The organism is Patiriisocius sp. 208BN25-11 (assembly GCF_058147145.1).
Genome location: NZ_JBYVJY010000001.1, coordinates 407,056 through 432,573 on the forward strand (window position 1 = coordinate 407,056; position 25,518 = coordinate 432,573).

General features: G+C 35.5%; 10 protein-coding genes. 2 read left to right on the forward strand and 8 right to left on the reverse strand.

The window, feature by feature from the left end:
• Window positions 1-27 precede the first annotated feature (27 nt).
• The 3 genes from ACY2RS_RS02030 to ACY2RS_RS02040 form a co-directional block, all read right to left on the reverse strand.
• Complete coding sequence (locus ACY2RS_RS02030; protein ID WP_490096926.1) at window positions 28-4,917, reverse strand: zinc-dependent metalloprotease; 4,890 nt, start codon at window positions 4,915-4,917, stop codon at window positions 28-30.
• Between the two features lie 6 nt (window positions 4,918-4,923).
• Window positions 4,924-6,651: a S8 family serine peptidase gene (locus ACY2RS_RS02035; protein WP_490096927.1), complete on the reverse strand. Its 1,728-nt coding sequence runs from the start codon at window positions 6,649-6,651 to the stop codon at window positions 4,924-4,926.
• Between the two features lie 89 nt (window positions 6,652-6,740).
• The gene (locus ACY2RS_RS02040; protein WP_490096928.1) at window positions 6,741-7,475 is read right to left on the reverse strand and encodes a hypothetical protein; all 735 of its coding nucleotides are present in this window, start codon (window positions 7,473-7,475) and stop codon (window positions 6,741-6,743) included.
• Between the two features lie 301 nt (window positions 7,476-7,776).
• Between ACY2RS_RS02040 and ACY2RS_RS02045 the strand changes: the two genes are divergently transcribed.
• A complete protein-coding gene (locus tag ACY2RS_RS02045; RefSeq protein ID WP_490096929.1) occupies window positions 7,777-8,532 on the forward strand; it encodes a DUF481 domain-containing protein in 756 nt (251 codons plus the stop codon).
• A gap of 75 nt (window positions 8,533-8,607) precedes the next feature.
• On the opposite strand, the gene ACY2RS_RS02050 is transcribed toward ACY2RS_RS02045, so the two are convergent.
• The 3 genes from ACY2RS_RS02050 to ACY2RS_RS02060 form a co-directional block, all read right to left on the reverse strand.
• Window positions 8,608-10,899, reverse strand: coding sequence for a T9SS type A sorting domain-containing protein (locus ACY2RS_RS02050; RefSeq protein WP_490096930.1), 2,292 nt, complete (start codon window positions 10,897-10,899; stop codon window positions 8,608-8,610).
• 23 nt (window positions 10,900-10,922) lie between these two features.
• On the reverse strand, window positions 10,923-13,139 hold the full coding sequence (locus ACY2RS_RS02055; RefSeq protein WP_490096931.1) for a leucine-rich repeat domain-containing protein: 2,217 nt from the start codon (window positions 13,137-13,139) through the stop codon (window positions 10,923-10,925).
• Window positions 13,140-13,611: 472 nt separating this feature from the next.
• Window positions 13,612-16,128, reverse strand: coding sequence for a beta strand repeat-containing protein (locus ACY2RS_RS02060; RefSeq protein WP_490096932.1), 2,517 nt, complete (start codon window positions 16,126-16,128; stop codon window positions 13,612-13,614).
• Window positions 16,129-16,547: 419 nt separating this feature from the next.
• Between ACY2RS_RS02060 and ACY2RS_RS02065 the strand changes: the two genes are divergently transcribed.
• Window positions 16,548-18,206: a 7TM diverse intracellular signaling domain-containing protein gene (locus tag ACY2RS_RS02065; protein ID WP_490096933.1), complete on the forward strand. Its 1,659-nt coding sequence runs from the start codon at window positions 16,548-16,550 to the stop codon at window positions 18,204-18,206.
• Between the two features lie 345 nt (window positions 18,207-18,551).
• On the opposite strand, the gene ACY2RS_RS02070 is transcribed toward ACY2RS_RS02065, so the two are convergent.
• Together ACY2RS_RS02070 and ACY2RS_RS02075 are read right to left on the reverse strand one after the other, a co-directional pair.
• Window positions 18,552-20,885, reverse strand: a complete 2,334-nt coding sequence (locus ACY2RS_RS02070; protein ID WP_490096934.1) for a T9SS type A sorting domain-containing protein — start codon at window positions 20,883-20,885, stop codon at window positions 18,552-18,554.
• Window positions 20,886-21,143: 258 nt separating this feature from the next.
• Window positions 21,144-25,298, reverse strand: coding sequence for a T9SS type A sorting domain-containing protein (locus tag ACY2RS_RS02075; protein ID WP_490096935.1), 4,155 nt, complete (start codon window positions 25,296-25,298; stop codon window positions 21,144-21,146).
• Window positions 25,299-25,518: the final 220 nt, after the last annotated feature.

A 25,518-nucleotide genomic window follows, 5' to 3' on the forward strand; every position in this document is an offset into this window, starting at 1 on the left:
GCTGCATTACTTTTTAGCAAAAATGAATTAGTGTTTTATAATACGCTTAGTATAAAGTCGGTTTTTATGGGTATATAATTTAAAGAAATAAACACCGTTTTCAAAAGTTGAAATGTTTAGGGATTTTTGATTTTGTTTCTCTATTCGCCTTATGACTCTTCCATTAATATCATAAACCTCAACCAAAGTAATGATATCGCCAAAATCACTCAATATGAACTCTACATCACCTTTTGTAGGGTTTGGATACAAGACAAGAGTATTATTTGCATAAATACTTTCTTGTATTTCAAGATTATTATCACTTCTTGGCAAACTACTAGAACCTTCTATACACTCTTCAATATAGGCTTCAAAAGAAGTACCTTCTTCTGCTAAAAACCCAGGAAGTAATTCTATACTTGTATTAGCAACATAATTTGATGATGCTCCTGACTCAATTATATTTGTCGCAGTGATAGTTGTAAATCCAGAAAAGTCAATACTATTGGTTGTCAATACATCGTAATTTGGAGAAGTCAATACTATAGATTCATCCCAATCACAAGGCTCTGATGATGTGCAATTTCCAGAAAAAACGAATTGCAACTGAACTTGATTTCCTGCAGGATACATTTGACACCACTGAGACCATTCATCGCAACCCTCAACTCGTATTCTCCAGCTAAAACATTTTCTCTGTAGATCATTAACAACATCTAATAAATCTATGCTATTATCATTTTGAATGTATGTCTGACTTGTAATTATTCCAATATCATCATTTGGACAATCATTATTAGACATAAATTCAATGACATAATCATCATCAGTAATGTCGGGCCAAGAAAGAACTGTTCCTTCTATGCTACCATTAATTGATAAAATAGATGCTTCACAAGGATCTATACAATTCTCAATAGTAATAGTTATAACAGAGGTAGCACGATCGCAATATTCATCTCCAGGAATTGTGTAAGACACTAAGATTAATTCTTCAATACCATCTAAAGTAGGAGTAAACAAACCTGGACCATTAGCACCATGTGACCAAATACCTCCTTCATCATATTCGCCTATATATTCTGTCAAATCATATGTAGTATCATCATTATTACAAAAAGTTATAGTATTGTTTGTACCTGCATTTTGAGAATTATTTACTTCAATAATTAAGCTTACAGATTGAGCACAACCATTATCGTCTGGAGTGAATGTATATGTAGTGGTCTCTTGATTATTTATTACTGGAGACCAATCTCCTGTTATTCCATTTGTGGATACTGTTGGTAATGGTTCTAATGGTTCACCAACACAGATTGGGTCTACTGGATTAAAAGTAGGAACCAAAAGATCGACATCATCAATTGGCACTACATTACTATACGAACCATCATCTGGACAATCGTCTGTAGTAGGAAAAGGTTGCGAAAAACGTCTTATATAAACCGGAAGTGAATTAAACATACTTGTATCTACATTTTCTATAGTACTATTCAATTCTCCAGGAATCACAAAAATATCAGAGTTAAAATTTTGATCATATGAATATTCCCATAAGTAACCTCCATTAGTGAGTCCATCGTCTATACTTTCAATACTTATTCCACAATCTACAACTGGAAAAATTTCTCCTCCCACAGATATGGGTGCAACATTAATAGTACTATCATATCCAGAAAGAACCCTATTAGATGTATTTTCACAACCGTTAAAATTTGTACTTACTTGATAACTGATGATATGCTCACCAAGACTTAAATCATTTATTGATTCAAAACTTACTGTTTGTGGATCGAAATTAAGTCCATTTGGATATTGCACCTCAACACTATCATATGGTACATCATCTATAAGAAGCGTGTAAATTGCATTACCTGGAATTTCATCAAGGTTGTTAGTTTCCACAAATCCTTCAAATATATTATTTATACAACCACCTGTAATATTTGCATCTATAGTCAAATCAAAAGAATTACCTAAGCAAATATCATCAATACCTTGACCAGTATCAATATTTATGGTGTAGGCATTTAAATCATAAAAATTAAAATATTCACTTTGATAGTAAATTAGACTACTACAACTAGGGTCTGTGTATTTTACTCTTCTATAAAAATATGTCCTGCACCTGTTAGCTGGTAAATCATTCACAGATACTGTTAATGATGCACTATTAGCCCCAGGAATTTGACTTCCGTTTGAAAACCAACTAAATTCATATCCTTCTGAATCAGGATTAAAACAAGGGTCTGTAAGATTCAGCGTTATTTCTGTAGGATCATCATCATCTGGATCCACACATATAAAATAATTTTCTTGGCTTAAACCATCTATAATATCTCCTCCAATATTGTTTAAACCTATTGTATCACAAATATCAGTATTATCGTATGCAAAATTTCTTACTACTAAAAAAGTGTCAGATACTTCATCATGCATTGATTTTGCTGTTACTCTATAGAATCTGCTTGGTGGATCATCTGGACCAAGACAAGGCTTAACATACATTCTATTTTTTCTTATTCGACTTGTATCTATTGTAACAAAATCTACTGAAGAAGGTATAAATGTAATATTATCATCAGATTCTTCTATAGTAATAGTGGTATAATTGTAGGTATCTAAATTTATATAGTACGCATAGAAATTATCAGTTTCTACACAGCCTATATTTGTATCACTTTGACAAGGCATTACCATGTCTACAAATTCCATCGATGTTTCTTGAGGTAATCCACCTCCTAAGCATTCTACTCCAAAATAGGCATAAGCATGTGCTTTAGCAACGGGGTCATTATTCGTTCTTGCAACAAAAGTAATTGTAATACCCGTATTCAAACCATCATCAGTAAGTGAATTTGGATCATTAATAAACTCACTAAAATCAAGATCAATATATTCCCAATCTTCCATCACTTTGTATTCTAAACCAGCAATTGTAGTTGAAGATAATCCATTAATAAAAGAATTGTTCGTGTACAATGTAGCATTAGTATTTCCGAACAAAAAATCATTAAAAGGATGTCTATTTTCATCACTTGCATTATTCTCTACAGCTCCTATTTTTGTAGTACCTCCAGATGGATCTAAAGGACTATTATATTGATATTCACAAAACCATCCAAACGTAGCAGGAAAATTAGGATCTGTAAAATATTCGCCAGGTCTAACAAAAGAAAATGAAGATTGATTACCAGCCATGCCTGTATAATGAATTCTAAAACGAGCATTTTCTGCAGTAGGAAAGAATGTATAAGAAACATAATTAGCAGCTCCATCTTCCAGATTAGTTTGTCCGTCTATAAAATTTCCAACTCTAATAATGTTACTGCCATTTAATACCTCTGGTGGACTGGCAAAATTAGAATCATTAAAATCAAGAGCTGGTATAATTTCAAAATTGTCGGAATCAACAGATGCTCCTATTTCGAAACGACTTGTATTTGGAAAAGCATAGTCACTTTGATTTGCAGCTCCAGGATCCCAAAAACCTTCAAAGTCTTCTCTTAATGCCCAACCATCTGTATAAGAAACTCGATTCCACTCATTCCAGTTATTAATTTCAAAAGCACAACTACCTTCTATAAATTCTGGAATAACTTGAAAATAAATATTTGACTCAATGTTTTCAAAACATGTACCGTTACTTGCTACAACAGAAACAGCATAATTTCCAACTAAATTTGGTGTAAATGATACCGTTTCACCATTTCCCTGAGCCATAACTGTATCTGTTGTTAAGTTTGTTAGAACCCAGTCATAATTCACTACAATTTCATCAAATAAACAGTTACTTTGCTCTATAGTAAAATTAATTTCTTGATCCACTTCGATATGTTGATTAATATCAGAAATAACTTCAAAGTCACACCCATCTAATATAGAACAGTCTTGACATGTTTCAGTACCTAATAATGTTTTTCTAGGACCAAATTCAGGATCTAACATAAATCGCATTCTATCTATTTGTCCAGGAGTAAATACATTTCTACAAGACAGATTATAATAATTCATATAATTCTCGGCAATATTAGAAATATCTGTAGCAGATGCCCCCGCACTTTCATCAGGACAGATAGTATTTTGAGGGCAGCCACCATCTATTAACGGAGGTAAACTTGGCAAGGTATCCTCAACCATATCGCCATGAAATAGGGGATTGGAATTCTCGCAAAAACAACTTTCGTCACTTGAATCCACATCACAAAGACCAAACGTATGAAAAAGGCCTAAGTAATGTCCCATTTCATGAGCTAGAACAGAGATATTTTCTTGAAAATCAGTATCATTTTGCAATACATCTCTTTCTATATAAATTCCATCTCTTTGAGTACCATGTGATGGAGGCAATGTAGAAAAACCTACTTGACTTCCCAATATACTATCTACTATATATAAATTTATATAGGAATTTTGATTAAAATCTAATGTTGAAGAAGTAATTGATACCAGATCATTCCATCCTGCTATAGAAGATTGATCAAGGTTTTCTCCAGTATCTGAATCTATCTGTAACTCATCAAGTTGGTACGTATCACCATTAGATTTTATTTGAGCCAAACAAAATTGAATATGTGTATTATTAGAATTTCCAGATTGATTCATAAATCTCACATTTAAAGCCTCCACAATATATTCGTAATCTAAAATAGTTGTTGCCGGAATATGGCCTCCAGAAGCAGAAATATCATGCATTGCAATAGTGACATTTATAGTTTCAAGCTCTTCAAAATTCACCAATTGTGATCTATTATTCATGTAGGTTTCCCACAAGCTATTTATATCATTAAATTTATTTTGATATTCATTCGATTCATTCAAATTATATAAATGAATTGCATCTGTTTTACATTCCTGATTTACAACCGATTGAGCATCACTCAAATTGGGTAAGAAACTAAAAAAAATCACTAAAAAAAATACATTATACTTCATAAGGTTCTAGGTTTTTAATATTTGTTTATTGAAGACATGCCCCTGAACTGTAAAGATTTTTAAAAAGTAAATCCCTGTTTCTAAACTAGAAACATTCATCACAGATTGACCATCCATATCATAATCAGCAAGTACTAGTTCAGATTGGAAGTTATAAATTAAGACTTGAGTAACTGCATCGTCATCATCATATTCTAAACTAATCGTAAATGAATCTCTAACCGGATTGGGAGCAATAGAAACATCCTGGTCTGTTGGTCCACCAGTACCAGGATTTACGGGTGGTGTTGGATTAGTATATGGTACAACTGGGTCTGGACCATCACAACTTAATGCGATTGTACTATCAATACTTAAATCAATAAAGCCTGTTAAATCTGGAGCATACTCCCCACTTAAAATTTCAATAGTGTTTTTAGCTTTAAACTCTAGTTGAGCACCACTAGTTACATTATTATTCGTCATTTTAATTTCATAAGGCGCAGTTTCAAGCACATATCTCCACCGATACAAAACCCTATCTTTAACTTCAACTATTCCATAGTTATTTGCCATGTCTTCAGACATTTTCACAGCCTCATAAGCATCTAAAACACCAGAGCCAATTTGCCCATAGTATGCATTGTTTACAGGTAAATCATCAATCTTTCTTGAAGATAATTTTAGTATGGTTTCTATTTCATCTTGGCTTAGGCAATAGTTCTTATCTAACATAAGTCCAACCGTACCTGCTACCATTGGTGCTGCAAATGAAGTACCTCCTCCATAATAATATGTTCCATCTGGATCACCTATACGTTGAGTCAGTACTCCTTTACCTGGTGCACTAAGGTCTACCCTATCATTATAGGTAGTAGTAAGATTAGGACTTCCAACAGATTCGAATCTATCTTTTTGATTATTGTGGGCTGGATCAGGATCATTTAATTCATAAAGATGTCCAACACTTGTAACAGCAATAACATTATCATTTGCTGCTGGAAAATGGTAAAGATTTGCTCCATCGGGACAACTAAACTCTCCATTACCAGCTGCAGCAATTAAAACCGCTCCAAGTGCATGAGCTTCATTCATTGCCATTTGATAGTTATTAAGTGTAAAACTAGTTGGATTACAATGTCCCCAACTCATATTAATCACCTTAACACCATCTTGAGCAAGTTGAACTACCGCATTTGGACCTCCAGCCCTACCTCGAATAAAGCTATTAAAACCAATAGCAGAAATCCCGGTATTATTATCTGTAATACCTCCAGCCAAAAGAGCTACACTCGTACCATGTCCGTTATAAGAACTGGTAGACGTACCATATAAGGCGTCAGATTGGGTAACTAAATCTTCATGGTTAATATTCACGCTTTCTGAAATTCCAATGATTATATCACTATTCCCTTCTGAAATTTCCCAAGCTTCAGGTCCACGTATGTAATTAAGTTCTTCTTGCTCTTGAAGCTCTCCTCCATTTGTTCCAAAATCATCAGGAATATAGAGTAATTGAATTTCTGGTTTTTCTTCAATGTTCAAAAAAACATGTGAAAATTTTTCTTTGATATCTGCAACTAATTGTACATCCATCGTTGTAAACTCATAAACTTCTAACAAAAGTGGATTCTTAGAAGAAGGTATAGATTGCTGAAACTTCAAAACATCATATTTTGAAAACATCTTATTAAGTTCAGGCTGTCCAAAATCTAAAGAAATATATGGGTTCCCTTCAACTACAACTGGAATCATTGTAGGGTCTTTTAAACTAAACCAATAGGTCGAGCTTTTTGCATAGTTAAAAACTAGCAAAAAACAACATAAAGTTAACACTCTCATAATTAGTCAAATTTAGATTTAAGTGCCTCAATCTCTTTATTCAACTCTATTGTATATAGTGTTAACTCCTCTACTTTTTGTAATAATAGTTTATTCATTTCACCAACATCAATTCCTTTCTCTTCAACTTCTTTCGCACTTGGAATATCCATTAAATGACCATTTTTTTGAATGAAATTTTCAACTTCAATTAAAGAAGGTAACTCATAGTCTTTTTCAAAAACATAATCTGCCCAATCTGTATATACCCTTACCGCATGGGCTCTTACTCTTCCATTAACAGACAGCAAATAGTCATGATTTTCATCTTGAAAAGAACTCATTCCAATACCAACATTTCCATTCGGAAACAATACATTATCTATATTGGCACCAGTTCTATTAACCATTAAAGCTTCTTCTAATGAAGATAAGTCGTCGTTTTGCGCGAAAAGTCTGAAAGTGCCATTAATAGCAGACCAACCCCAAAGCTTTTCATTCGTTGCAGAAATTTCTGAATTAAAATATAATTGAGCAGCAAAATCAGAATTTAACCAAGCCGTTGCGAAGAAAGGAATTTCATCTCGATCTCCTACTATCAATTGACTTGTCCTTGAAGTTCCTGTAACATCTAATTTATGGTCGGGATCAGGAGTGCCACCAATACCTACATTATTGGTTGTAGGATCTACATTAATTTGCGCATTTAATGTCATAGCCATTAAACATAAAATCATCATAATTGTAAGTTTTCTCATCTTTATTATTTTTTTAGAATTAAAATTATTTGAGAACTAAAGCAACTACTAAAAAGAGAATAAAACAAATAGTAAATGCCTGTTTTTATAAAAACAAGCATCTATTACATGATTTCAATTTATTGATTTTCAGTTTATTACATTACAAACGTTTTAAAATATCACTTTGCTTATGTTGTAAGTATATATGACTGAAAAATGAAAAAAAATAGTATATGCCGACAAAGAGTTTCTTTAAAAAAAATAATTATACTTGTTGGAGCTTTAGATTTGTATGATTAAATTAACGTCAAAGTCCTATATGAAAGTTGTTACTGTTTTATTTTTATTAATGTTTTCTATTAGTTCAAGTTTTGCCCAAATCCTTAATGCAGAATCGCTTCGTAAGGTAACAGATACTTCTGGCTTTTCTGGAAATGCTACGATCGGTTTTGCTTTAAAGCGAAATGTTAATGACATCATTAAATTGTCTAATAACATTCATGTGCAATACAAAACAAAGAAGCATTTAATCTTGTTTAAAAATGACATTGCATTTCAGAAATTAGAAACAGAAGATTTTGAGAATAGTGGGATACAGCACTTACGTTATAATTATAAAATTTCAGAAAGAATTATTTGGGAAGCATTTACACAAACCCAATACAACAAAGTCTCTAAAATTGATTTTAGAGGGCTGCTAGGAACGGGACCAAGATTTAAACTCACCAAAAGTAAAAACTACAAAGTGTATCTGGGTACGCTAGCTATGTATGAATATGAAGAAGTGGATGATGGTATTACACCCATACAAAGAAACCTTAGGGGAAGCGCCTATGCATCTTGTAGTCTCTACCCAAGTGAAACGGTTAGTTTTATTAGCACGACCTATTACCAACCTAGACTAAATAGTGTAGATGATTATCGCATTTCTAGTCAGTCATCATTAGCAGTCGCCCTCTTTAAAAATTTCGCCATCGAATTGCAATACACCTTTACCTACGATGCCTTTCCTGCCATAGGGATTCCTAATTCCCAATACGATTTTAGTACAGGGCTTAATTATGCTTTTGATTAAAAAAAGCCTGCTAGCAAGAGGATTATGCTAACAGACTTTTCAACTCAATCTAACTAATTAATCTTGAACAGATTATTATTCTTTTATAATTCTCTCTACCACAGATCCATTTTCTGTATGCATTGTTAGAAAATATATTGCGCTATCTAAATCACTTATATCAAAACTGAAACTGTTCTTTTGGATTCCTTTTTCTTTTTTGATAACTCTACCCTGTATATCTAACAAATAAACATCTTGAATCAAAACATTTGGGGATTGAATGTTTACAATTCCATTTGTTGGATTAGGATATACAGCAATAGCAGTATCTGCTAAGTTTTCTTGTGTATTTAAAACAGTTTCGTTCTCAAATTGTAATACAAAACGGTCTTTGTGATTGCCTGCTACTGCAGTAAATGTGTAACCACTTTCATTTAAGTTGGTTACCGTATTTGTTGCTCTGTCTGCTAAATACACTGTATTTGTATCCAAAGCCAATCCTTCCAAATCGGCTAGTGTAATGGTATAGGTAGCATTTTCTTCCACTAAGGTTTGGAAGCCTAATGGGATGGTCATTGAACTTTCAAAAGCTTCTCTTCCTTGAATGGCATAGCCTTGGTCTTCTCCTGCAATCATAGAATATAAAGAAACGCTTGCCGTAAGACGTTTGCTATCATAGGCAGCTTCGTATCCTGCGGTAGCCTCTGGGGTAAAACCTACTAACATATTGCTCTTTAAATCGTATGCCTCGTTGGTGACTTCTAGCCATAGTTTGTTTGTGGTTTCTTCTGGGTTTCTAAGGGTTGTATTTCCTGTAAGCACACGCATGGCGTTGTTAAATACAATTGGGTCATCGTTCACTGCTTTCACTCCAAATCCTTGTCCGGTTGCAATAACAGAGGGTCCTGTTTGCGAACCACCTAACGTATTAAATACTGAAATGTCTGCCATATTATAATACGAATCATCTGAACCAGGATAGCTTGTACTTGGGTTGGTGTCATGATTCCAGAAATACACCTCATTTACTGCCGTATTTCCATTGATAAATAAAGCAGTATCAATTCCTGAAGGGTATGGATTTGCTAGTATATTTGGACTGTCATTTTGATCAGTACCAAAGGTGGTGGCATAGTTTACAATACCATTATTTAGAGTTCCTGTATTAAAAGCTAAGTCATAACTCCCTCCTGTTTGTAAATCTGGTCCTGGAATATAGTAGAACCCTTCTCCTGGAGCTAGCATCCCAGTTTTTGTTGTCCAATCAAAACCAGCTTGGCCTGCAAGATCATCATCTGTAAAGTTCGTTCCATCGGCAAATAAGGCTTGAATGGCTGGATTTGGGTTAAAATTACTCGTACTGTGTTGTAACATTCTAAAACCTGCTAGGTCTTCTCTCACTTCTGCCGTCATAGGGCTCCCTATTAGCATAAAATCTCTCGCTTCTAGATTTGGAGTTGTTACTTGTACTTCAATACTTCCATTGTTTGTTACTGATGCCGTATCATCTATTTGTACCAAGCTTCCTTGGTGTGCAATCACAATGGCACCTCCAACATCTACAGTAACATCGTTATCTACAAGTATATGTTCTCCAGCATTGATGGTTAACGTAGCACCATTTGCTACCACAATTTGGCAGGCTGTAATATTTCCGAGGGACGTATCATAACTATCTTGAAAGATAGCTTCTGTCATGTTATCTGGTGTACCATTGTCCCACCCACCCATGATTGTGTAGGTACTGGTGGTAGCACATGAAACTGGGAGCCCTGCATTGTCACAGGTATACATATCATCTTCTATCACCACAGGTAAGTTTGCGCCTGTACAATCTGCAGTCTCAAAAGGATTGGCAGAGCTAAAAGGACCACAGGCTTCTGTATTTTGACCATCGCTTAAGTCTACATCAAAACAAATCATAGGGTCTTGACTTGTGTCTGCATATTGTATTCTGAAATGTAATAACAACCTTGGTGTAGCTGTGACATTATCATTGGCTATGGTCGATGCAGCAAAGGCAGGCTGCCAATTTATAGAGATGATACCAGGGGTATTATCAAGCTGATTAAAACCAGTATAAAATTTTGCTAAATCGGTCGCATCAATCCCTTGATCTAATAAAGATCCAGTAGGTCGGGTATATTCAAACCCGCCACTATCAACTGGGGTTGTGATAAAAGCATCGGTGTTATAGGTAATGTACAATTGACCAAAACCATATTTAAATTCGCTGGTACTTGATATATACACATCGGCTTCGTAATAATCGTTCATACCATCGTTGGTGATCTGTGGATTTTCAATGGTAAACAACACATCTTCTACCTGGCCTGTGACGGCTAAGGATAGAAACAAAGAGAGTACTAGTAGGTAATTTTTCATAATATATAATTTAAGGGGTATACTTAATCGTTAAACTGTTGGGCTTTTCCAACATTAGGTAATGTTAATAAGATATCTGAGTTTTGTGTTTGTCCATTGAGGTCTACGTCTTCTAATAGATATCCAGGGGAGCCAACTAGTGATAGGATATTTAAAATATCTGAATTCTGGATCTGTCCATTACTATCAGAATTCCCTGCATGCATCGCGTAGAGGCCATTATCAAGCTCGCTAAGAGAGAGGCTGCCTCCTTGTGTTACCGTTACATCTTGTGTAAAATCTACTACATTTGTTGTATAAGATAATGCAACTGTATTTGCCGTCATTACTCCTAAATGGTTTCGATGTTTGATGGCTACATAATAGTTACCGTGTGCAACATCAAATTCGAGTGTTTCATATGCTGCATTTAGTACATCTCCATCACGTTGTAACAATGCAGATTGACCAGCCACCACTTGTGTAGTATCGTTTCCATCTCTCAACTCTATCCAAACCCAATCTACAATGGCATTATCTCCTGTGGTGTTAAATAGTGAGGCATCACAGGTTACCCCATCTGTATACGGACTTGTAGTTGGAAGTAATCCTGCCACACGTAAATCATCACGCATTAAATTCTCTTCTCCCATGTATGGGTTTAGAGCAGCACCTTGTAAAAACACTTTTGGATTTACAAGAACAGAGTTACAGGACGCACTAAAACTAGTTTGTGGATCAATGTTTGTCCAGTTTGCAGCACTATATGCTGGGTCATCTACAGTTATACAGCTTAGGTTTGAATTTCCCGTAGCATTAAAGGTCGTTATGTTTGTATTGTTACCATTTTTAACATTCAATATCTCAAGATTAGGACAATTACTAGCTTGAATAAAACTTAGGCTTGAATTGGTTATTAGAGAGAGTGATGCAATAGCAGTATTACTAACAAATAATTGATCAAGGTCTATATTGTTAGTCGTGTTAATTTCTGAAATAGCAGTACCGTTAACTCGAAGCCTTATCAGGCTTGGATTATTTGTTACGTCCAGTTGTGCTAAAGGTGATACATTGGTTAAGTACAACTCACGTAGCATAGAAAATTGAGTGACATCAATTGCACTTATTTTACTATTACTTAATCTTAAGTTTCTTAAATCAGAGTTATTCCCATGAACAAAATTTGTTAAAGAAAAATTATTTGAAGCAAAAAGCGTCCGTAAGTTTGTTTGTGCAGATATATCTAATGATGTAATGTCATTATCCCCTATATTTAAAGTAGTTAAAGCCACAAAATCTTCTATACCAGTAAGATCAGAAATGTTTTTGTTAGAAATATTTAATGAAGTTAAGGTGTTAATGTTTTCTGTTAGTACATAATCATCTAATATATCGTCATAGCCTAAATCGATTAATGCTTGCTCAAAATTATCGTCTGGCACGTACGTGAATTGATTTAAACAAAACTCACTAAAACTAGTTTGCGCATCAATATTTGTCCAGTTAGCGGTACTATATACTGGGTCATCTACAGTTATACAGCTTAGGTTTGAATTTCCCGTAGCATTAAAGGTTGTTATGTTTGTATTGTTACCATTTTTAACATTCAATATCTCAAGATTAGGACAATTACTAACTTGAATAAAACTTAGGCTTGAATTGGTTATTAAAGAAAGCGATGCAATAGCAGTATTACTAACAAATAATTGATCAAGGTCTGTATTGTTAATCGTATTAATTTCTGAAATAGTAGTACCGTTAACTCGAAGCCTTATTAGGCTCGGGTTATTTGTTACGTCCAGCTGTGATAAAGGTGAGACATTCGTCAAGTACAACTCACGTAGCATAGAAAATTGAGTGACATCAATTGCACTTATGTTACTATTGCTTAATCTTAATTGTCGTAAATCAGAGTTATTCCCATGAACAAAATTTGTTAAAAGAAAATTATTTGACGCTAAAAGCGTCCGTAAGTTTGTTTGTGCAGATATATCTAATGATGTAATGTTATTATCCCCTACAACTAAATTAATTAAAGCTGTAAAATCTTCTATACCAGTAAGGTCAGAAATGTTTTTATTAGAAATATTTAATGAAGTTAAGGTGTTAATATTTTCTGTTAATACATAATCATCTAATATATCGTCATAGCCTAGATCGATTAATGTTTGCTCAAAATTATCGTCTGGAATATTTGTTGTTTGAGCAAAAGTTGAGGATGTTAAAATTGTAAAGAAAAAAAATAGCAATGCTTTGTTCATAATATGAAAGTTTAAGAAAAGAGTTTTGTTTTATTTATTTAGGCAGTGGTTGTATACATATTTGACTGAGCCAATTTATTGTTTGAAAGTTGATGTACTTGGATTAGTACATCTGTAAAAAAACTTGAATAAAAAATCAAAGCCCTAAAGCTTGACGAACAGAAAATAAAAATGCAATGCATCTAAAAAAATAAAACGGTCTCATAATAAAAATGGGGTTTTGTGTGTTGCAAAAATAAATACTGAAGCTAGGCACCTATGTTAAAAACCTATTTATTTCAAGAAAGAAACACCTTTGTTTATAGGAGTTTAGACAATGTACCCTTGTTTGTACCCTATGTCAAATTTTGAAACAATACTCATTCTAGGGCTATCGATTTTAATGTATGATAATTTTAAAATGCTTACAGCTCATCTTTTTGAGTGAAAACAAAAAAAGAGATTTTCCATTTTGATTTAGAAATACTACATTTTAATCAACTCTAAATGAAATACCATCTAGCGACACCCAATTTTGCCCTCCATTTTGGTTGCCCGCAATCATACGCACTTGTCCATTCGGGAAGACATCCACACGGACGGCTCCAAACTGAGAATGTAAACTGAATATACGGCGCTTTACAGGACGATATCCCGGAGGTAATGTAACGATATGATCATTATTGTTAATCGCAGAAGATTTGCGCACTAAGCCCGCTAGATGCACTCTACTATCGTGTCTATAATATCTAGCATTCTCGTAGTCTGTACCAAAATTCACACTATAGTTTTCCCAGTTTCCAGCAAAAGAGGGTGTAGAGACAGCCTCTACGGAATTGTCATATTCTACAAGATCGCCATCGGCTTGCACCCCTACAAGATATGCAGGAGCTGTATCTGTATTATTGCCTAGGCCGTAATCGTGTAGTCGTATGGTTCCGTCATCCTTAAAGGTTGCAGTAGTGCCAAGGTCGGTTGCCGTGGCTTGATTCCCTATAGTCGCAATCGCAATACCATTTTCGAAGCCATCTGCAGGAATAGTATGGTAAATCATCGCTCCGTGCGCCCCTCCAGAATTTTGGAAAGCAATCCCTTGTCTATTGTTGTTATCAGTACGGCGCATCGTAAAGGCCGTAACATCATCTGAGTTGGTATTGATATGTATGGCGCCATTCCCAGTTTCTTCATCAATTTGCAATTGCGCACTTTGATTTGCCGCCGTACCTCCTATGACCAGTTGCCCCTGCGTATAGATATTGTCTGTAATGGCATCTGGCGCATTAGAAGTTCCTATTTCGTAAAAATCTACATCACTCCCTGGAAGAGCCTGCGTACTTAGATCCCCATCATTATCAACCACCACCATTTGATCTCCAGATCCTCCCAGACTGGTCATACGAACATCCCCTATAAAATACCCTGCGAAACTGCCTGTTTTTTGAACATCTAAATATACACCATAATGCGTTCCACCTGCCGTAGTTGCTATTTCTGCCCAATACCCAAATTTATTACCATTTGCAGTTCCTGCAAGACTCGTCCAATGTCCATAATGTCCACCATTTCCTGTATTTTGGATACTCGTGTATGTACCGTATTGTTGTCCAGTAGCAGTTCCTATAAGGTTGGAAAATAGACCTCTTTGTGTTGTACTGCCTCCATTGTTAAGCAAAGTTTCCATTCCAGTAGCAGTACCTCTTGAACTGCGTGACATAGTGTTTTCAATACCAATTTTAGTTGGATTTGTACCCGCTGCAATATGATTCAAAAGATTAAAAACACCTACACGTTTTCCGTTATTCGCAGTAGCGAAAGTATTCGCTATCCCAAATCGAGTATCCGAAGCACCACTAGCATTAAATGTATGTATACTGCGGTTTCCTCCAGTTTGTATATCCAAAGGATAATCTGCCGTATTTTTTCCGATGGCCACATTTCCTTGGGTGTAGATATCGTCTGTAATGGCATCTGGTTTTGTAGTAGTACCTTCCTCGTACCAGTCAACTTCATCAGTAGGTAATCCTTGGGTGCTTAAATCTCCATCATTATCCACCACGACCACTTGATTTCCTGACCCTCCTAAACTTGTCATACGTACATCCCCTATAAAATATCCGGCAAAACTTCCTGTTTTTTGAACATCTGAGTATACCCCATAGTGCGTTCCTCCTGCAGAGTTCGCTATTTGTGTCCAGTATCCATATTTATTACCTGTTCCAGTTCCTAGTATTCTAGCCCAATGACCATAATGCGCGCCATCTCCAGAGTTGCTAATTTCCGTGTAAGTTCCATATTGTAGTCCAGGTGAATTTCCAACAAGTTGGGCAAATAAACCTGTTTGTGCTGTGGTACCCGAGTTGGAAAGTAAGGTTCGTATGCCAATAGCACTCCCCCTTGAACTATTTGTAAGGACATTTGAAATACCCAATTTGGTTGGATCTCCTGAAGGTGTATTATAATTCATAAAGTTAAAAACACCAGTACGAATTCCATTATTCGAGGCGAAAGTATTGATCAATCCAGCTCTAGAACTACCAGCGGTACTGGTATTGTGTGTATTTATACTACGATCTCCATCAGTTTGTATGTCCAAAGGATAATCTGCCGTATTTTTCCCAATAGCTACATTTCCTTGAGTATAGATGTCATCCGTAATAGCATCTGGTGAGGTAGTGGTACCTTCTTCGTAAAAATCTGCATCGGCACTTACTTCATTAGAAGTAACCAATTTTGACCAAGCACTCCCATTAAAAATATAAAAGCCTGTTCCGTTGCCCCCAGTTACTGAAGCATTGGTATTGTAAATTAACAGTCCTTCTGCTGCTGTATTGACTCCATCAATAGAGGCTGTTGAAATAGTAGACAAAGAAACTCTAGGAATTAAAATTCCCTTATTGCTGGATGCAATATCGAGTATTGAAGAAGGGTCTGGAGTAGAAGTATCTATACCAACCTGTGCGTGAACACTGTGTATAATAAGTAGGAAAAAAAGTACTATGAGTTTATTCATTTTTCTATATTTTTTTTGGGCGCTTTACATTTTTTGGTAGCTGCATAAAATTTATAGGCTCAACATTGTAAGCATAGTTGTAGGGATGAATAGCTACAAGAATTACAGACACTTCATTAGGTTTTGTAATTCGAATAATAAAAATCTTGCACTTCCCTAGCAGAAAATACAAACGCTTAGCGTTTGAAAAGGCAAAGCTTTCTAGTGATACATTTGGGATTTTATACCTTGCAAAAATAAAAACCGAAGGCAGGTACTTGTGTTAACATTTCAACTATTTTAGAAACTCAATCCCTTTATTTATAGGGGTTTTGATAATGTGCCCTTATTTGTACCCTAGGAGTAACATCTTGTTATCGTTGTTTTTAAGAAAAAAGATGCTAGTTCATGTATTTTTGTATTTCCAATACACCCGACTCTTGAAAACATCTTATCACTTTTTATTTATATCCCTTTTTTGTTTTTCGGTAGCTTGTATCTCTCAAAATGTAGCCTATGATGTTATTCCGATAGATAAAGTATCCTCTGAAGATGTGCTAGGAAAATATATATCTGTGGCTGAAGACCCCACATTAAAGGTAAGTATCGAAGAAGCTGAGACTATTGAGTTTAAAAAATCTAAAAAAGATATTATCAATCTAGGATTTACAGATACTAATGTTTGGCTGAAATTTAAAATTAAGAATGAGAGTGCTAGACCAATACAGCGGTTGCTTAGAGTTAGAAAGCCTTTGTTAGACTCGGTGAGTTTATATTTCAAACAAGGAAATCATTGGAAAGTATACCACACAGGTGTGATGGTAAATCAAAAAGACAAGCTTATTAAAGCGACATCTTTGTATTTTCCATTAGAATTTGAGGAAGGTGAGGCCAAGACTTTTTATATGAGAACGTACAGTCAATATGGAAAGGCTTATGCCATAACACTCGTAAAAGAATCAGAATATTTGGAAAGCGAGCAAAATGAATTATTAGCGATTGCTTTGATCATTGGGGCGCTGGTTATTATTATTTTTTACAACATTTTATTAAGTGTAGGCCTAAGGGATAGTGTCTATTTTTTGTATGCTGGCACCATCTTAGGAGGTCTTTTGGTTCAGATAACCGTTCGCGGTTTTATGAAGAAATATTTGTTAGATGGAATGCCTTTTTTTCAGGAATGGTGTACTCCAATATTTCTGACATTTGGAACTGTAATCACAGCACAATTTTGTATTCGCTTCTTGGAAACAAAGAAGTATAGTACGTCATCACATTGGTTATTGAAGGGTATTTTATATTATGAACTTATCGCCTTGGCTTATGTTATGATTCGACAAGAACTATTTGGACATCCCCCCAACAATAGTCCTGTAGCGTTGGGACTAATGCTTTGTAGCTTATTAGCCTTGTATTCAGGAATTAGGACGTACATACGAGGAAATTCATTTGCAAAATATTTGGTAATTGCTTGGGCTTGTTATTGTACCACAGTTATTATTTACACACTTACGGTATTTGTTATTCTTCCAGAAAACATATTTACGCTAAATGCCTATATGATTGGCTCTGTATTAGAGGCTATTCTTCTCTCACTCGCTATTGTAGATCGATACAAAACGTTAGAAAGAGAAAAACTAGATGTAGTTACTCAGTTAATTTCAAAGGAAAAGGATATTTCATTAAAAACGAAGGAAATTATGTCGTTACAAATGGAAAGCGTAAAGCAATTGAGAGCTAAGCTAAAGATCGCAGAAGATTTACAAAAAATTGTAAAACAAGACACTGAAGTTGATATTCAATCTACACTAGCAGATATTCGCTCTAGCAAATTAGAAGACAAAAAAATACTGGTTATTAATGAGCAAATTGCAAACTACAACAAAAGTTTCATCTTTCAACTTACTTCTAAGCATCCTAATTTATCAAAAACAGATATAGAGATTGCCACATTTACTAAAATGAAACTAACTCGTAAAGAAATTGCAGAACTTAGAGGAACCACAGTACATGCAGTAAAAATAGCCAAGGCACGTTTAAAAAAGAAACTCAATCTTGGTTCAAAAGAGGTGTTAGAAGATTTTTTAGACGGGGTTTGAAAGAATTATATACCAGATTACTACAAACAGTGAAAGTATTCACTACCAAGAAGTTTTACTCGACACCTAAATATGACATTATATATATTGCTTTTACATTAAAATTGGATGAAATCCTAGTACCTCATGGAAATGCTATAGTTGAAAATGGATTAAAAGGATAAACACCTAGAATATAATATAGACTTGTTCCATCACTTGACGGTTGTATTAGGAAATCTATATATTCATAATTAGACTTTAGCACCAGACTTAACTAAGCTTTTGATAAAAAAGCCTGATAGCAAGAGGAGTATGCTACCAGACTTTCAACTCAATCTAACAAATTAACCTTTCAACAGATTATTATTCCTTGAGAAACCTTTTTACTAAAGTGCCATATTCCGTAGTGATGGTTACAAAATATACTGCACTATTAAGAGTACTTATATCCAAATGCAATGCATTGTTTTGGATGTTTTGTTGCTGCATCATAATTCTACCCTGTATGTCTACCAAAGAAACATCTTGAATCAAAACATTTGGGGAATGAATGTTTATAATTCCATTCGTTGGATTAGGGTATACAGCAACAGAATTATCTAATGCATTTTCTAGTGTATTTAAAACTTCTTCGTCAACAAATTGTATGGTAAAACGATCGTTGTGAACACCATAATCTCCAGTAAATGTATAACTTCCTTCAGACATATTTGTTAGAATTCCAGTGGCATGATCCTTTAAGTATATTGTTTCATTAGCAATAACATCTCCATCAAAATTACTGAGGCTTATAGTATACGTCTCTGTTCCTTCAATTAAAGTAGAAAAGCCCAAAGAAACAGTGATTTGATTGTTAAATGCCTCTCTAGATTGAATGGCAAACGCCTTATCTTCATTTGGTATTCTTGAAAATAAAGAAACATATTTTCCAATTTGTTCACTGTCGTATCCAGCATCAAAACCTAACGTAGCACTAGGTGTAAAAGCAATAAGTGTTTCTGTGTTTAAATCATAGGTTTGGTTTTCAATTTGCAACCAAATTCTATCTCTATTTATACTAGGATTTCTTAGCGTAGTATTACCCTCTGTAACTCTCATACTATTATTAAATGTTGCTGTTCCAGCTGCAGAAGCTTTTACACCAAATCCTTGAGAAGTTGCTATAATTCCGTTGGGTGCTGTGCCGCCATTTGCAGCCGCAGTACCTGTACCAACACCACCTGCTAAATTATACATAGAAATATCTTCCATACTAAAGTTAGCTGAATTTCCGCCTGGAAACGTTGTATTAGGCTCGGTAATATGCTCCCAAAAATAGATTTCATCAATTTCATCATTTGCTTGAATAAACAGGTCGGCATTTATTGCAGAAGGATATGGATTTGCAAGCATACTCGGACTTGAATTTTGGTCTATAGTAAATTCCATATTGTACGTAATAATACCGTTATTCAGGGTTCCATTTGTATAACTAAGATCATAGGTTGTATTACCATCTTGTATATCTGCTTGAGGAGATACTAAATAGCCTTCGGCTGGATTGATAGTTCCAGAATAGGTTAACCAATCGTTAAAATTATCATCCATGAAGTTTACTACTGTATTTGGTAGATAGAAGTCTTCTACATCTGGATGTGGCAAAAAATTTGTTGTTGAGTGTTCTAATACCCTAAAAGCATCTGCATAAACACCATCTCTAGTCTCTGTAGACATTGGGCTTCCCATAATCATAAAATCTCTTGGTTTTAATGTAGGGGTTGTAACTTGTACTTCAATGCTTCCATTATTAGCTACAACTGCCATATCATCAACCTGCACCAAGCTTCCTTGATGTGCTATTACTATTGCACCACCCGTATCGACAGTAATATTACCCTCTATTTCAGCAAAATCACCAGCATTAATTGTTAGGGTAGCACCATTTTGTACTACAAGCTCACATGCATTAATATTTCCGAGAGAAGTATCATAATTTTCAGCAATGATAGCTTCTGTTGTACTGTCTGGATCCCCATTATCCCAATCTCCGTCTATAGTATAGGTCGTTGTTGAAGCACAATTTGCCCCTCCAGGCAATAATGCTCCAGAGCAATCGCTACCATCATAATCCAGTATAGTTTCGCCAGGAGCACCGCTGCAATCTGGAAAAGGATTTCCTCCACAAGCCGTTTGAAATTGATCATCAAAGTTAGTTCCTAAGGTATTGAAGCATACTTCTGGAGCGATAGACGCATTTTCATAACGCATCCTCACTAGGCCCAATAAAGTAGGAGTGGTTAACACATTGTCACTAAAAACATCACCTCCTATCGCTTGTTGGAAAGCAATTGAAATAGTTGCTAAATCACCATCAGGTACTCCGTTATTACTAATTATAAAATCATTGTATACAGGAAATGCACCCGCAAATGTTTGCGCCAAAATACTGCCTGAATTAGCAACTAGCTCCACACGAGCTCCATTGGCATCTGGGGTCGCAATACTATTGCCAAAAGCATTAACATCGTAGAATAAATAAAATTGGCCACGACCTTGTTTGTAGGCTACATCGCTAGTAAGGTATACTTCTACTTCGTACCAATCAAAGGTACCGTCGTTTACTATTTGAGCATTGTCAAATGTGGCAGCAATATTCTGCGAAAACACAGTAGCACTAAACAATAAAGTTAGCATAAAAAATAAGGCTCTTTTTTTCATAATTTATAGTGTTTATTTTTTAATAATTTGGGGTACGACCTCTAGTTATAAGGTTTTATAATAATTAGTAAATACTTTTGCAGGTATTAAGGAGATGCTAATACACTCATAGCTACAAAAATATCTTTAGGCTCAATAAAAGGCTATAACAAAACCGCACAATGCTATTACAGAAACGACATGTTTTTGACATTTTAAATCATTGATTTGAGATGATATTACATCAAAACCCTCTGCGTATTCACAAAATTCCTAGTATCACTCTATAATTAGTTGTTTAGTTAGCATGCCGCTATCTGTCTCTATGTGCACTAGATACATCGCTGCATTTAAATGAGCAACATTGATACTATAGATACTAGAAACAGCTACAGTATTATAGGAGTTTATAAGTCTTCCTGTGACATCATACATGGTTATACTTTTAAGTAGAATTCCATCTGGATTTGCAAAATTCACAATAGTACTAGCAGGATTAGGATACATTTTTATACTGCTTAATGCAAGAATATTATCCCCTATTTCAAGAGCAGGTTCAAGGGTTAAGTCAAACTCACAACAGGTTTCGTTACCCGATGCATCTATAGCACATATGGTAATTGTTTCTGTGCCTTCTTCAACTATAGTGCCTGGCGATGGATCTTGTGTTGTGGTTACACCATCTTCACAGTTATCTGTTATTAATATTTCACCAAGGGCAACGTAATCTGGAATCTCAAAAGTTGTAGTACCTTCTTCCAAAACAACAGTTTCATCTTCAGGACATTCAAGTTCTGGAGAAAGAGTATCAATAATGTTTACAAGGGCTTCACAAGTAGCGGTATTTCCGCTACTATCCGTAACCGTTAGGATCACCGTATTTGCCCCAATGGTAGTACAATCAAAAGATGTTATGTCAATATCAAGATTTACATCACAATTATCTGTTGAACCATTATCTATAAGATCTGGTGTAATGGTAGCTTCTCCGTTTTCATCTAATAGTAATGTTATATTTTGACATTGAGCAATTGGTGAAATACTATCTTCTACAGTTATTATTGCAGTACAAGTATCAACATTTCCACTTGTATCTGTTACCGTTAGCGTCACCGTATTCGCTCCTAAATTTGAGCAATCAAAACTGGTTTGGTCTATTACTATTGAAGCAATACCTACATTATCTATAGAACCGCCATCAATTTCGGCTGCAGTAATAGTTGCAACCCCTGAGGCATTTAATTGCAGGGTAGTATTTTGACACACCGCTACTGGGGCACTGTTGTCTACCACTGTTACCGTAGATTCACAAGTAGCTGTATTTCCGTTGGAATCAGTTACTGTGAGTACTACTGTATTAATTCCTAAATTAGATTCGTCAAAAGTATTTGGGAACACAGTAATAGTGGCAATATCGCAATTATCTGAACTTCCATTGTCTATTTGTCCAGTGGTAATGGTTGCTTGTCCATTAGCATCTAGGGCTGCAGTTATATCTTGGCAAACTGCATCTGGCGCCATGCTGTCTTCAACGGTTACTGTGGCAGTGCATGTATCTGTATTTCCACTAGTATCTATTACAGTAAGGGTTACAGTATTTACTCCAATATCTGAACAATCAAAATTTGTTTGATCTATTGTTAAGGATGCAATACTTGTATTATCTGTAGAACCTCCATCAATATCTGAAGCTGCAATAGATGCATTTCCATTAGCATCTAAACCAAGTGTGATGTTTTGACATACGGCAATAGGTGCTATGTTATCAATAACGGTAATAGTAGCTTGGCAGGTATTGGTATTTCCATTAATATCTGTAACGACTAAGACCACTGTGTTTGTTCCTATATTATCTCCGTCAAAAGTATTAGGCGAAACTGCTAAAGAAGCAATTTCACAATTATCTGTACTACCATTATCTATTTGTGCCGCTGTAATACTTGCTTGGCCATTTGCATCTAAAGATATTGTGATGTTTTGACAAAGCGCTTCTGGATCAGTAGAATCTTCTACCGTCACAGTTGCGGTACACGTATCTATATTTCCACTTGTATCGGTAACGGTTAATGTTACTGTATTTGCTCCCACATTAGAGCAATCAAAAATTGTTTGGTCTATTGCGAGTGACGCAATGCTCACATTATCTGTGGAGCCCCCATCAATATCAGCGGCAGCTATTGTGGCATTTCCTGCAGCATCTAGTTGTACGGTAATATCTTGACAAAGGGCAACTGGTGCTTCCGAATCTAATTCTGGTATTGCGCCTGAACAATCGCTACCATCATAATTTAAAATTGTCTCACCTGGAGCACCGCTGCAATCTGGGAAAGGAGCTCCTCCACAAGCGGTTTGAAATTGGTCGTCAAAATTAGTTCCTATCGTATTAAAGCATACATCTGGTGGAATCGTCGCATTTTCAAATCGCATTCTTACTAGACCTAACAAGGTTGGTGTGGTTGCAACATTATCATTAAAAGCATCACCGCCTATTGCTTGCTGGAAAGCAAATGAAACAGTTGCTAAATCACCATCTGGAACTCCATTATTACTAATAATAAACGTATTGTATAAAGGAAAGCCCGATGAAGTTTGTGCTAAAATACTACCTCCAGATGCAACTAGTTCAACACGCGCACCATCTGCATCTTCATTAGCAATGCTATTTCCGAAAGCGTTGATATCATAGAACAAATAAAATTGACCACGACCTTGTTTATAAGCAACGTCACTTCTAAGGTATACTTCCACTTCATACCAATCAAAAGTGCCATCATTTACTATCTGTGCATTATCAAAAGTAGCGGCTAGGTTTGGCAAAACAGGTGTGTCGTTTTCTTCTACCGTTACAGTAGCGTTGCAGGTATCAACATTTCCTTGCACGTCTGTTACGGTGAGTATAACTGTATTAGCTCCAATATCTGAACTATCAAAGTCTGAAGGAGCAACCGAAATAGATGCAATCCCGCAATTATCGGAACTTCCATTGTCTATTTGCGCTGCGGTAATACTAGCTTGACCATTGGTATCTAGCGTTACTGCTACGTTTTGACATAGTGCCTCAGGCGCAATAGTATCTTCTACAGTTATTGTTGCAGTACAAGTGTCTGTGTTTCCACTAGTGTCTGTTACAGTAAGTGTGACAGTATTTGCACCCACAGTTGAACAATCAAAACTAGTTTGATTAATCTCTAATGAAGCTATTGCTATATTATCTGTAGAACCTCCATCAATATCAGCTGCAGTTATTGATACATTTCCAGCAGCATCTAATTGTACTGTGATATCTTGGCAAACCGCCACGGGATCTTCTGTGTCTGCAGCATTTGTAACTGTAACAGTTGCAGTACAAGTATCACTATTCCCATTTACATCTGTTACGGTGAGTGTCACTGTATTGGCTCCAATATCTGAACTATCAAAGTCTGAAGGAGCAACCGTAATAGATGCAATCCCGCAATTATCAAAACTTCCATTATCTATTTGCGCTGCGGTAATACTAGCTTGACCATTGGTATCTAGCGTTACTGCTACGTTTTGACATAGTGCCTCAGGCGCAATAGTATCTTCTACAGTTATTGTTGCAGTACAAGTGTCTGTGTTTTCACTAGTGTCTGTTACAGTAAGCGTGACAGTATTTGCTCCCACGTTTGAACAATCAAAACTAGTTTGGTTAATTTCTAAGGAAGCTATTGCTACATTATCTGTAGAACCTCCATCAATATCAGCCGCAGTTATTGATACATTTCCAGCAGCATCTAATTGTACTGTGATATCCTGGCAAACTGCAACAGGATCTTCTGTGTCTCCGCCACCTAATAAAGCACCGGAACAATCACTACCATCGTAATCGAAAATAGTTACCCCTGGTGCACCACTGCAATCTGGGAAAGGATTTCCTCCACAAGCCGTTTGAAATTGATCATCAAAGTTAGTTCCTATGGTATTAAAGCATACATCTGGAGCGATAGTGACATTTTCAAAACGCATTCTCACAAGGCCCAATAAGGTAGGTGTGGTTAGTACGTTATCACTAAAAACGTCACCACCAATTGCTTGCTGGAAAGCAAATGAAACAGTTGCTAAATCACCATCAGGCACACCGTTATTACTAATTATAAAATCATTATACAGAGGAAATGCACCTGAGAACGTTTGTGCTAAAATACTCCCTGCGCTGGCCACTAACTCCACACGTGCCCCATTTCCATCTGCAGTGGCAATACTATTACCAAAGGCATTGATATCATAAAACAAATAAAATTGACCACGGCCTTGTTTGTATGTTACATCACTGGTAAGATATACCTCAACCTCATACCAATCAAAGGTACCGTCGTTTACTATTTGAGCATTGTCAAATGTTGCTGTTAAGTTTTGCGAAAACACAAAGGTGCTTGTTAAACAAAATAGACTTAGGAGTAGTATTTTTTTCATGATCTTAATTTTGAAGTAGATTCAATGTTGAGCGCTGGCTTTTCTGAAATATTCTGGGGTTTTTTAATATGTTTAGAATAATGTAAACACATCTTGTGATTCCAAAAACTTCGTTTTGAAGCCGAAATTTTAAACCAAAAAGGATTTCAAACAGATACATCGTTTCCTTTTTTTGTTCCTATTTTAAGGGGTTCCCTTTTCAGAAGAAAATTCAATGCAA

Excerpts from the sequence above, each read along its gene's own strand:
- ACY2RS_RS02030 (WP_490096926.1), bottom strand. The coding sequence starts at position 4,917 with ATGAAGTATAATGTATTTTTTTTAGTGATTTTTTTTAGTTTCTTACCC.
- ACY2RS_RS02035 (WP_490096927.1), bottom strand. The coding sequence starts at position 6,651 with ATGATTCCAGTTGTAGTTGAAGGGAACCCATATATTTCTTTAGATTTT.
- ACY2RS_RS02040 (WP_490096928.1), bottom strand. The coding sequence starts at position 7,475 with ATGAGAAAACTTACAATTATGATGATTTTATGTTTAATGGCTATGACA.
- ACY2RS_RS02045 (WP_490096929.1), top strand. The coding sequence starts at position 7,777 with ATGAAAGTTGTTACTGTTTTATTTTTATTAATGTTTTCTATTAGTTCA.
- ACY2RS_RS02050 (WP_490096930.1), bottom strand. The coding sequence starts at position 10,899 with ATGAAAAATTACCTACTAGTACTCTCTTTGTTTCTATCCTTAGCCGTC.
- ACY2RS_RS02055 (WP_490096931.1), bottom strand. The coding sequence starts at position 13,139 with ATGAACAAAGCATTGCTATTTTTTTTCTTTACAATTTTAACATCCTCA.
- ACY2RS_RS02060 (WP_490096932.1), bottom strand. The coding sequence starts at position 16,128 with ATGAATAAACTCATAGTACTTTTTTTCCTACTTATTATACACAGTGTT.
- ACY2RS_RS02070 (WP_490096934.1), bottom strand. The coding sequence starts at position 20,885 with ATGAAAAAAAGAGCCTTATTTTTTATGCTAACTTTATTGTTTAGTGCT.
- ACY2RS_RS02075 (WP_490096935.1), bottom strand. The coding sequence starts at position 25,298 with ATGAAAAAAATACTACTCCTAAGTCTATTTTGTTTAACAAGCACCTTT.